This window comes from Streptomyces sp. NRRL F-5727 (genome assembly GCF_000719555.1).
GTDB lineage: Bacteria > Actinomycetota > Actinomycetes > Streptomycetales > Streptomycetaceae > Streptomyces.
The window spans coordinates 1-10,355 of the sequence record NZ_JOGX01000116.1; the positions used below are offsets into that span (position 1 = coordinate 1).

Annotated in this window: 6 protein-coding genes and 2 pseudogenes; 3 read left to right on the forward strand and 5 right to left on the reverse strand. The window is 69.7% G+C overall.

The window, feature by feature from the left end; all coding sequences use genetic code 11:
• Positions 1-70: 70 nt before the first annotated feature.
• Together IF73_RS42790 and IF73_RS39015 are read right to left on the reverse strand one after the other, a co-directional pair.
• A complete protein-coding gene (locus tag IF73_RS42790; protein ID WP_051717704.1) occupies positions 71-1,132 on the reverse strand; it encodes a L,D-transpeptidase family protein in 1,062 nt (353 codons plus the stop codon).
• A gap of 401 nt (positions 1,133-1,533) precedes the next feature.
• Positions 1,534-2,589, reverse strand: a complete 1,056-nt coding sequence (locus IF73_RS39015) for a L,D-transpeptidase family protein (protein WP_158822256.1) — start codon at positions 2,587-2,589, stop codon at positions 1,534-1,536.
• Positions 2,590-2,824: 235 nt separating this feature from the next.
• On the opposite strand from IF73_RS39015, the gene IF73_RS0136435 reads away from it, so the two are divergent.
• Positions 2,825-4,546 (forward strand): peptidoglycan-binding protein, encoded by a 1,722-nt coding sequence (locus tag IF73_RS0136435; RefSeq protein ID WP_158822258.1) that lies wholly within the window; start codon positions 2,825-2,827, stop codon positions 4,544-4,546.
• An 831-nt stretch (positions 4,547-5,377) separates the two neighbouring features.
• Here the strand turns inward: IF73_RS0136435 and IF73_RS0136445 are convergent.
• Positions 5,378-6,484: a transposase gene (locus IF73_RS0136445; protein ID WP_234338449.1), complete on the reverse strand. Its 1,107-nt coding sequence runs from the start codon at positions 6,482-6,484 to the stop codon at positions 5,378-5,380.
• A 592-nt stretch (positions 6,485-7,076) separates the two neighbouring features.
• Between IF73_RS0136445 and istA the strand changes: the two are divergent.
• Positions 7,077-8,692 (forward strand): annotated as a pseudogene (gene istA / locus IF73_RS40105) (IS21 family transposase).
• 11 nt (positions 8,693-8,703) lie between these two features.
• Positions 8,704-9,501: an IS21-like element helper ATPase IstB gene (gene istB, locus IF73_RS0136455; protein ID WP_031015667.1), complete on the forward strand. Its 798-nt coding sequence runs from the start codon at positions 8,704-8,706 to the stop codon at positions 9,499-9,501.
• Between the two features lie 29 nt (positions 9,502-9,530).
• Here the strand turns inward: istB and IF73_RS40110 are convergent, their stop codons facing one another.
• Both IF73_RS40110 and IF73_RS42440 read right to left on the reverse strand, forming a co-directional pair.
• Positions 9,531-9,821 (reverse strand): hypothetical protein, encoded by a 291-nt coding sequence (locus tag IF73_RS40110; protein ID WP_078868449.1) that lies wholly within the window; start codon positions 9,819-9,821, stop codon positions 9,531-9,533.
• 249 nt (positions 9,822-10,070) lie between these two features.
• Positions 10,071-10,355 (reverse strand): annotated as a pseudogene (locus tag IF73_RS42440) (FG-GAP repeat domain-containing protein); the annotation flags it as partial.

Genomic DNA, 10,355 nt, shown 5'->3' on the forward strand with positions numbered 1-10,355 from the left:
GGGTGAGCGGGTCCGCAGATCACCCCCCCGGCCGGTGGCCGGGGGCGATCTGGAGGGGGGCGGGTGGGGGTCAGCTGACGTGGAGGGTCAGGTTCTTGGGCCAGTGGGCGCGGTTGAGGTGCTGGAAGAGGTCCTTGATGTCGGTGGGGGTGAGCTTGATGCAGCCGAGGGACTTGTAGTCGTTGGTGTTCTCCCAGCGGGTGGAGTCGTCGCGGCCGGGGGTGTCCTTGCCCTGGCCGCCGGTGCGGGTCATCTCGCTGTGGATGAACAGCTCGGTGCGCTTGACCGGCTTGTGGCCGGGCTTGGGCTTGCAGGTCTTGTCGGCGAGCTGGATGGCGTAGCCCTTGATGACGGAGCCGTTCCAGGTCGTGGAGTGGGTGGTGATCGGGTAGGTGCCGTTGGGCAGCCATCCCCGGGCCTTGGCGCACTCGTCGGTGCTGCCCAGGCCGGAGCCGGCGCGGTAGCTGTCGATCTCCTTGCCGTCGCGCAGGAGGATGAGCCGGGAGTTGGCGGGGTTGGCGGGGTTCTTCTTGAAGCGGAGGGAGTAGCCGCGGGGGGCGGGCTTGGTGCCGGGCGTGGTGGCCGAGGGTCCGGTGATCAGGGCGGCCCAGGTCTTGGGGCCGACGACGCCGTCGGTCTTGAGGCCGGCCCGGGTCTGGAAGCCGCGGACGGCGTTGTAGGTCTTGTTGCCGTAGATGCCGTCGGGGTGGAGGCCGAGCTGGACCTGGACGGCCCTGACCGCGTGGCCGCGGTTGCCGGTACGCAGGGTGAGGGCGGTCAGCTTGGCCCACGTCTTCGGCCCGACGACGCCGTCGGCCTTGAGGCCGGTGAGCTTCTGGAACTTCGCGACGGCGGCCGCGGTGTTCTTGCCGTAGACCTTGTCGGTCTTCACCGCGTGACCGTGGGCGGCGAGCAGGTGCTGGACGGTCAGGACGTCGTTGCCCCTGGCGCCGGTCTTCAGCACCGGCCACGCCGCCGTCTTCAGAGCGGTGGCGTGGGAGCCGGTGCGGGCCGTCGGCTTCGTCGAGGCGTTGGCCTGGTCGCCGGTCGCGTTCACGGCGCCGAGCGCGCCGCCGGCGAGCAGGACGCCGGCGAGGGCCTGGAGCAGAAGGTTCCTGGTGTTCTTGCGCATGGGGTGTGTCCTCATTCGTGTGGTGGGGGCCCGGCCGCGGGATGCGGAGGCGGGGTGGGGGCCGCGTCCTGGTGGGCGGCGGCTGGTGAGGTGAACAGTTCGCGTGCCGGCGTTCCATCGGAAGCCCGACCCGCGTTCCGCGCGTTCCGGCCGTTCCGGTGTTCCTGGCGGCGTGTGCCGCAGGCCGTTGAGCTGGTGAAACGGTGATCGGCTGGAACGGCGGTACGCGGCGGAGGGAAGCGAAAGCCGCGTGCGTCTGGCTGAGGAGGCGGGGGCGGCCAGCCAGATCCTGCTGGACCGCGGGGCCGTGGGCCGGGAACGGCGGACGGCGGACGGCGGACGGCGGGAAACGCCGACCGCCCCCGGCAGGTGCTGCCGGGGGCGGGTCGGTTGGGGTGAGGTCAGTTGACGTGGAGGGTCAGGTTCTTGGGCCAGCGGGCCTGGTCGAGGTGCTTGAAGAGGTCCTTGATGTCGGTGGGGGTGAGCTTGATGCAGCCGAGGGACTTGTAGTCGTTGGCGTTCTCCCAGCGGTCGGAGTCGTCGCGGCCCGGGGTGTCCTTGCCCTGGGTGCCGTAGCGGGTCATCTCGCTGTGGATGAACAGGTCGGTCCGCGTGACGCGCTTCTGCTGGGTGCCGGCCTTCGGGCGGCAGGGCTTGCTGGGGAGCTGGATGGCGTAGCCGTCGATGGCGCCGGCGTCGCGGTTGGTGAAGTGGGCCTGCACCCGGTAGGTGCCGCTGGGCAGCCAGCCGACGTCCGAAGCGCACTCGTCCTTGTTCTTGCCGGAGCCGGCGCGCCAGGACTTGAGGGTCTTGCCGTCGCGGACGAGGGAGAGCTTGGAGTAGCTGGGGTGCTTCCAGTTCTTCTTGAAGTGCAGGGAGTAGCCGCGGGGGGCGGGCTTGGCGAAGGAGCCGGTGATCAGGGCGTCCCACGTCCTGGCGTCGACGACGCCGGTGCTGCGGAGGTTCTTCTTCGTCTGGAACTTCGCGACCGCGGCCGCGGTGTTCCTGCCGTAGATGCCGTCGGGGTGGAGGCCGAGCTGGACCTGGACGGCCCTGACCGCGTGGCCGCGGTTACCGGTGCGCAGGGTGAGGGCGGTCAGCTTGGCCCACGTCTTCGCACCCACGGTCCCGTCGGGCTTCAGGCCGGCGCGCTTCTGGAACGTCGCGACCGCGGCCGCGGTCTTCTTGCCGTAGGCGCCGTCGGCCCTCACCGCGTGGCCGCGGGCGGCAAGCAGGTACTGGGCGGTCTTCACGTCCGTACCGCGGGAGCCGGTCTTCAGCACCGGCCACACACCCCGGAAGCCCGCCGGTGCGGCGGGCGTGCCGTAGGCGCCGTCGCGCGGCTGGGTGGAGGCGTTGGCCTGGTCTGCGCCGGTGTTGACCGCGCCGAGCGCGCCGCCGGCGAGCAGGACGCCGACGAGAGCCTGGAGGAGGAGGTTCCTGACGTTCTTACGCATCTTCATCCCTCGATCGCGTGACCCACGTTCCCGCTGGTACGGGAGGTGTGGGAGCGGTGTCGCCACCCTGGGGGCGGCGCTGACGAGGTGAAGATTCGGGGGACCGGCGTTCCATCGGTAGCCTGATCCACTGTTCCAGCCGTTCCGTGTGTTCCAGCCGTTCCGTGTGGCCGTTGAGCTGCGGAAACAGAGGAATTGAAACACCGATTTTCCGTGATCGTGTCGAGGGGGACGCGTGCAGTCCGAGGACGAGGAGCGCCGAAACGGGAATCTCCCGGAGGTCGAGGCATTAAGGGCCGCGCTGGTACGGCTGAAAGAGGAGAAGAACCTCTCCTTGACCGTCCTGGCCCGCGACAGCCACATCTCACGGTCGACGTGGAACCGGGTGCTGAAGGGCGAGTCGTTCCCGCCCCGCAACGAGATCGAGCGCCTCAGCAAGCGCCCCGCGCTCAAGGCGCAGCATCTGGTGGGGCTGTGGGAGGCCGCGGACGCGGCCATCAAACAGGCCAAGGCCACCAACACCACAACGAACGACGGGCCGGCCAGCACGGCCAGCCCGGCCAGCGCGGGTACGGCCTCCCCGGCCGCGGCCGGGGGGCCGTCGGGCAGGGGCGCCGTTCGCGGGGTTGCTGTCACCGGTGTGATGGAGTCGCCGAGCGGCGACGCCGGGAATCCGGCCGCGCCGCGGGCCGCCGATCCGGCGCTTCAGCAGACCGCCACCACGGCCACGAGCGAGGGCGAGGGCACGGACGGCGGGGCGCCGGTGGCACCCGGCGACAGCGTTCGCGTCCGTCCCCGGCCGGGGGCGGACGCCGCCCTGGCACCGGCGGACAGCCCCGCCAGGACCGAGGACAAGGCTGGGGCGGGGGACGCCGGGCCGAACGGTGCCGCTCCGGGGGGTGAGGCACCCGAGCCCGCCGGGCGGGTCCTCCCGGCAGCCATCGGGGTGGCCGCGACCGAGGGGACGGCCGTTCCCGCTCCGGGCGCTGCGGGCGCGAGCGTGAAGACCGGCTCCAGCGGACCGGCGCCGGGCGTCTCCTCGCCGGGCTCAGCCGCGGACACCACAGCGGCTGCCGGACAGGCCGCGGAGGGCGAGGAACGGAATACGACCGGGTCCGGTCCGAAGGCCGGCACGGAGCTCGGGGTCGTCCGTCCGATCCCAGCGTCGGCACCGGCGCCGGCCACGAAGACCAGCCGGACAGCCAAGCTGCTGATCGCTCTCCTCGCGCTCACCGTCGTGCTCCTTGTCGGCCGCTGGGCCGCCATGCCCGACGGCGAGAAGAACAACGCCGCGACGCCCGGCGCAACCGGCGAGACCCTGCCCGACGACACCGGGAACGCCGGCACCGGGAACGCCGGCACCGAAAGCGGCGGGAACGCCGGAAGCGGGGACACCGGCGGCGAACAGCCGCCCGGGGAGGAAGGCGGGGCGGCAGCGGGCGCAGACGACGACAAGCCGCAGGACGCCTCCACAGGTCCCCTCGACCCCGGCTCCCCCGCGTCCGAGGCCCCGGCCGACGGCGAGAAGACCCCGCAGTCCGGCCCGGCACCCCAGGACGAGAACCCCGCCGTCACCCCGCCGGCCACCACCGCCCCGCCGGCGACAACACCACCGCCGGCGGAGACCCGGACCACCGCGCCGGCGCCCACCACCGCCGCACCGACAACGACGGCCGCCGCCCCGCTCGGCGAGGAAGGGCGCACCGCGTGCGCCCACTACAAGCCCAACCGCCGCGTCATCCTGGCCGAGGGCATGGTCGGCACCAACGTCGCCCAGGTCCAGTGCCTCCTCAACCACAACTACGGCTACACCCTGAAAGAGGACGGCATCTTCGGCCCCGCGACCACCGCCGGCGTCAAAGCGATCCAGAGCTGCTCCGGCATCACCGCCGACGGCAAAGTCGGACCCGAGACATGGAAGTACCTCGACTACCCCAAGGCCACCTGCGCCCGATAACGGAATGAACAGCACAATGGCCCCGGGGGAATCCCCGGGGCCATGTTCGTCCACGTGACGATCAGTGGGCTCAAGCGGCGCAACACGAGCAGGACAGAGCAGCAGGAGGTACCGCAGAAAGCTAGGAGCGGGAAGACCTCGGCCGACTGAGAGCCCTCGCTGGTCAATGCCCGTCGGACGCCTGGCTTTGTTGGTGAGTTACGGGTTCTGGCACGGATCTTGGGGAGCCGTCGCGGAGAGTCATCGTGGCGTTCGATAATGGGCTCCACACCTACTGTTCTGCTTCACTGAACTTTGACAGTGCTGGCGTCCAGGGCGTGGACCTGGGCTGGGTCGAGGTGGAGTTCGTACGCGGTGTAACACTCGCTGATCTCTGTTCCTACCGCAGCGCCACATGGACACAGCCGGTTCAGGCCGCTCTGTCCATGCCAGCCGCAGCAGCCCGTGTGGTCTCCCTCAAGGTCGGGCAGCAAGTGAGGTGCGTCGTCGGGATGGAGGACGATCGTGTTTCGGGGACCTGCGGAAGTCAGGAACCCCTCTCCGTCCGGATCGCCGACACAAGGCCCGCCGGGAAACACTGCAACGGGTTCGTCGGTCGGTAGGAACGGGGCTCCCCAAGGCTCGGGCTCCAGGGCATAGAGCCCCGCATGCATCGTGGCCGGGGCCCGGCGGTACCCGTCGGGTCCGATTCGCCCGTCGAACTCTGGCCTGACCAGGGTCTCGGACAGCTGCACAGCCCTGGTCAGAGGGCGGGCGCAGGCGGCACACACGAAAGTGATCACACGAAGTTCTAGCCCGCCGAAGCCCCATCGGCAAGAGCCTGCTTCCTGGCTACTGCAGCAGGATCATCTTTCGAGGGAGGTGGAAGCCGGCTCGTCCGTAGAGCTGTCTCTTGATCTTTTTGATGCGGTTCACGGCGCCTTCGATGCTGCCGGAGCTCCAGCTCGGGGTGAGGCCGGCGATCACGGCGTCGAAGTCTCGACGCAGGTGGAGTGCGAAGCCGGTGAGCCCGGGCAGTTGGCTGGCGTCGACCGTGTCGATCCAGGCGGGGAGCGTGGTGCCGAGGCGGCCGGTGAGGATCTCGCCGAAATCGCGGACGTGTCTGGCAGCCGTGTCCAGTTCGGGACAGCGGGTCAGGACGTCCTTGAGGCCGACGCGGTCTTCCTCGCTCAGGGCGGCGGGGTGGCGGGTGAGCCAGCCCGTCACTTGTCGTACCGTCGGCGGCCGCGGCGGCGCTGCGGATGGAGCCCGGCGCAAGGTCGCCATGTGCGCGCGGACCATGCCATAGGTGACGGGAGCCTGCTCGGCGACCAGCTCGCCGTGGAGCCGGGTGACGCTGGTGCATCCCTCGGCGAATCGGCGTTCCAGGTAGGGCTTGTAGGGGTCCAGCCTGCTGCTTCGGGACCGGTTCTCACAGATGGTGTCCTGCCAGCGTGCGGCGTTCGCGTACCGGAGGACGGTGTTCAGGCCCCAGCCCAGGTGCCGGGCGATCGCCCGACGTGAGTGCCCCTGGGCGAGCATCTCGTGGACCAGGGCGTGTGCGGCCTTCTTGCGCTCGGCCCGCCGGCCGACGGGATCTGACTCGTCCTGTGGCCGATCGGAAGCTGGTCGGGTGTCCTGCGGCAGCAGGCCGCTGGGCGTCGGGTTGCGCAGGCAGTCGCGATGGGCGGCGACGCAGGTCTCCACGGCCCGGCCGAGTCCCTGCCACAGATGGAACCGGTCCGCGACCTGCAGAGCGCCGGGGGCACCTCGCCGAGCGCCTTCGGCGTAGGCGCCCGCCCGGTCCCGGCAGATGATCTCCACGCCGGGATGGCGGACCAGCCAGGCGGCCAGCGGGCCGGCTTCACGGGTCTGAAGCACATCGACCACGCGACGATCTTCGACGCTGGTCAAGACGGTGGAGTAGGTCTGGCCGCGACGGATCGCGAAGTCGTCCACGCCCAGCACCCGCCCTCAACCGCACCCGGCACCCGGCTACGCCGACCTGGCAACGGCGCAGCAGCAGCTGGTGGGCGATCTCGCCGGCCACCGGCATGACTGGCTCATCCGCTCGTCCGCCGACCGGCTGCGGGACCTCGGCTTTCCACACACGCAGGAAGCCCTGCAGTCCTTCGTCGGAGCACACCGCCCCTCTGAAGCACCGCAGTGGTGAGGTTTCAGGCGTCTGGAGGCGCCGGGCCACCTGCACAGCCGGCCGAGGGCGGACGCGGTCGAGAACGCGCCGACTGCGCGCACCGCCATGGTGCACGCAGTCGGCGCGGGGCTCAGTGGCAACATGCGCGAGCCGGTACGAGGTGTCAGAAGGTCCCGTTCCGGGCGGGCCAGTTGTTGGTCATGTAGCCCCGGCTGAGACCGCCTGTGCCGAGGCCCTCGTACTGGGTTGGCTTTGTTAGCGAGTTGCGAGAGCACCTGTAGCTCAGCGTGGAGAGCGCTCTCTTCCACGGGAGAGTGATGTCGCCGAGTTTCGAGAGCGCCTGGGTGGTTGCTTCGGGACCATGGTTGTGCTCTGCACGACGAGGGGGCCCGGGTGCTGCCGAAGTCCAAGGTCGATCTGTACGCGGCGATCCGCCGTGATGCGAAGGCTGGTCTGTCGAGCCGTGCTCTTCAGCGGAAGTACGGTGTCGGATTCCTGACCGTGCAGAAGGCGTTGACGTCGGCCTGGCCGGAGCCGCGGAAGAAGCTTCCACCGCGGCCGACGCGGCTGGATCCGTACAAGCCGTTGATCGACGAGATGCTGCGGGCCGACCTGGACGCGCCGCGCAAGCAGCGGCACACGGTGAAGCGGATCTTCGAGAGGCTTCTCGACGAGCACGGTGCGGACGAGATCTCGTACCAGATGGTCCGGGGATACGTCGCTGACCGGCGTGAGCAGATCCGGCTCCAGGCCGGGCGAGGTGTGGTGGAAGCCTTCGTCCCGCAGACGCACAAGCCCGGGGCGGAGGCGGAGGTCGACTTCGGCGACGTGACGGTGCGACTGGCCGGCGAGTTGGTGACCTGCTACCTGTTCGCGTTCCGGCTGTCTTACTCGGGCAAGGCAGTCCACCGGATCTTCGCCTCGGCGGGGCAGGAGGCGTTCTTCGAGGGCCACGTCCACGCTCTCAACACGTTGGCGGGGTGCCGACCGGGAAGGTCCGCTACGACAACCTTAGGGCCGCGGTCGCCCAGGTGCTGGGCTTCTCCCGGCATCGCGTCGAGGCCGAGCGCTGGACGGCGTTCCGCTCCCACTACGGCCTGGAAGCGCTCTACTGCCAGCCCGGAATCCGCGGCGCCCACGAGAAGGGCGGGGTCGAGGGGCAGATCGGCTGGTTCCGCCGCAACCACCTCGTCCCGGTGCCCGAGGTCGCGTCGCTCGCCGAGCTGAACGCGATGATCGACCGGTGGGACCAGGAGGACGAGGATCGCCGGATCCGGTCCCGTCCTCGCACGATCGGCGAGTACTTCGCGTCCGAGCAGCCGCTGTTGGTGCCGCTGCCGGACGAGCCCTTCGAGACGGGCCGGCTCTTCACGCTGCGGGTCGACCGCTACAGCCAGATCAGCGTCCGCACCAACCGCTACTCGGTGCCCGTCCGGCTGATCGGCCGGAACGTCCGAGCGATGCTGCACGCCTCCGAGCTGGTCGTCTACGACGGCCGAGAGGAGGTTGCCCGGCATGAGCGGCTGATCGCCAAAGGCGGCACCCGCCTCGAACTGGACCACTACCTGGAAGCTCTCGTGCGCAAGCCCGGTGCCCTCCCGGGAGCGACCGCGCTCGACCAGGCCCGCTCCGCAGGCCGTTTCACTCCCGTCCACGACGCTTGGTGGGACGCTGCCGTCAAGGCCCACGGCGAGCGGGACGGCAACCGCGCGCTCATCGAGGTCCTCCTCCTCGGACGGCACCTGCCGCACGAGCACCTGGTCACCGGACTCGCCGCCGCCCTCAAGACCGGGGCGCTGACGGCGGACGCCGTCGCTCTTGAAGCCCGCAAGGCAGCAGACGCCGACACCGCCCCTGCGGAGGCCCCAGAACCCTCGGCAGGAGGCCGGACCAGCATCGTCCCGCTACCGGCTGCCGTCCGGGCACGTCTGCCACCCGACAAACGCCCCCTGCCCTCCGTCGCCCACTACGACCAGCTCCTGCGGCTCCGCCGCGACCGCCCCACCCCCTGAAGGAGAACCGCGTGTCCATCCCCCGCCAGCGAGGACTCACCGAGCAGGCCGCCACGGCCGCGATCGACCAGGCATGCCGGATGCTGAGGCTGCCCACGATCAGGTCCCAGTTCCCCGAGCTCGCCGAAACCGCCGGCCGCGAGCAGATGTCCTACCTCGGCTTCCTCTCCGAACTCCTCCTGGCCGAATGCGACGACCGCGCCCGCCGCCATTCCGAACGGCGCATCAAGGCCGCCGGCTTCCCCCGCGACAAGTCGCTGCGCAAGTTCGACTTCGATGCCAACCCCAACATCGACGCGGCCATGGTCCACACCCTCGCCAAATGCGAATGGATCAAGAAGGGCCTGCCGCTCTGCCTCATCGGCGACTCCGGCACCGGCAAGTCCCACCTGCTGATCGCACTCGGCACCGAGGCCGCAATGGCCGGATTCCGAGTCAAGTACGTCCTGGCGACCAAGCTGGTCAACGAGCTCGTCGAGGCCGCCGACGAGAAGCAACTGACCAAGACCATCGCCCGCTACGGCCGCGTCGACCTGCTCTGCATCGACGAACTCGGCTATATGGAACTCGACCGGCGCGGCGCCGAGCTCCTCTTCCAGGTTCTGACAGAGCGCGAGGAGAAGAACAGCGTGGCCATCGCCTCGAACGAGTCGTTCTCCGGCTGGACCAAGACCTTCACCGACCCCAGGCTCTGCGCGGCCATCGTCGACCGCCTCACCTTCGGCGGCAACATCATCGAGACCGGCACCGACTCCTACCGCCTCGCCACCACCCGAGCCCGCGCCGAACAACAGCTGGCCACGAGCTGACCTGGGTGCACGAGGCTTCGTGAGCATCTTCAGTGCTCACGGCTCCTTGACCACCACCAGCCGCCCACCGTGAAGGCGTTCACCGGCCCAGGATTCGGCAGAGTGCGACGCTCGAACTCATCGTCGATACGAGCAACCAGCCGGCCGAGATCGCGCCGGGCACCGCGAGGGAGGTGAAGCATGACCTCTTCCAGATCATCTCGGGCATACTCCACCTCCAGTCCGGGCTGCCAGACCTGGGATGCCTTCAGATAGCGGCCGGGTTGCCTGAACGCCCACTCGAACCGGGCGAGCGCGTCAGCAACTGCACCAGGCCACATCCGCTCATTCTCGACGCGGCGGACCGCTGCACGAGTCCTTGCGGAAACGCCCCGGATCCGCCGGACTACAACGTGTCTGTGAGGCCGCCATCGGTCCGCACGGACGGCCTTCGGGCGCCTACGCGGCATCGCCCTTTCTGATCAACATGCCGTCATCCTGACACGAACGAGGCCGGCTCCGCACGCACGATCGAGCTCCCCGCCACTCGGGGTGCTCTTACTTCTCACCAACATTCACGCGCTCTTCGATCACGGCGTGATGCCGAAACCCACCGACAAGTGCTCTCGCTTGAAACCTACGCAGCCATACTGGTAGAACCGATCGTCGTTGTACACGGCCAGAAGGTCCGGGCGGCCGTCGCCAGACCAGTCACCGACGGACACAATGAAGCGGACGTCGTTCCAGCCGCCGCTGCCGACCAGGACACGGGCGCCGAGAGAGCCGGTCCTGCCCGGGTAGAGTCAGAGCTTGCCGGTCGCGGCTTCGCGGGCGTAGAGGTCGGGACGCCCGTCGCTGTTCATGTCTCCGACGCC

Bases quoted from the DNA above. Each gene is read 5' to 3' on its own strand.
- IF73_RS42790 (WP_051717704.1), bottom strand. From the start codon at position 1,132: ATGCGCAAGAACACCAGGAACCTTCTGCTCCAGGCCCTCGCCGGCGTC.
- IF73_RS39015 (WP_158822256.1), bottom strand. From the start codon at position 2,589: ATGCGTAAGAACGTCAGGAACCTCCTCCTCCAGGCTCTCGTCGGCGTC.
- IF73_RS40110 (WP_078868449.1), bottom strand. From the start codon at position 9,821: ATGTGGCCTGGTGCAGTTGCTGACGCGCTCGCCCGGTTCGAGTGGGCG.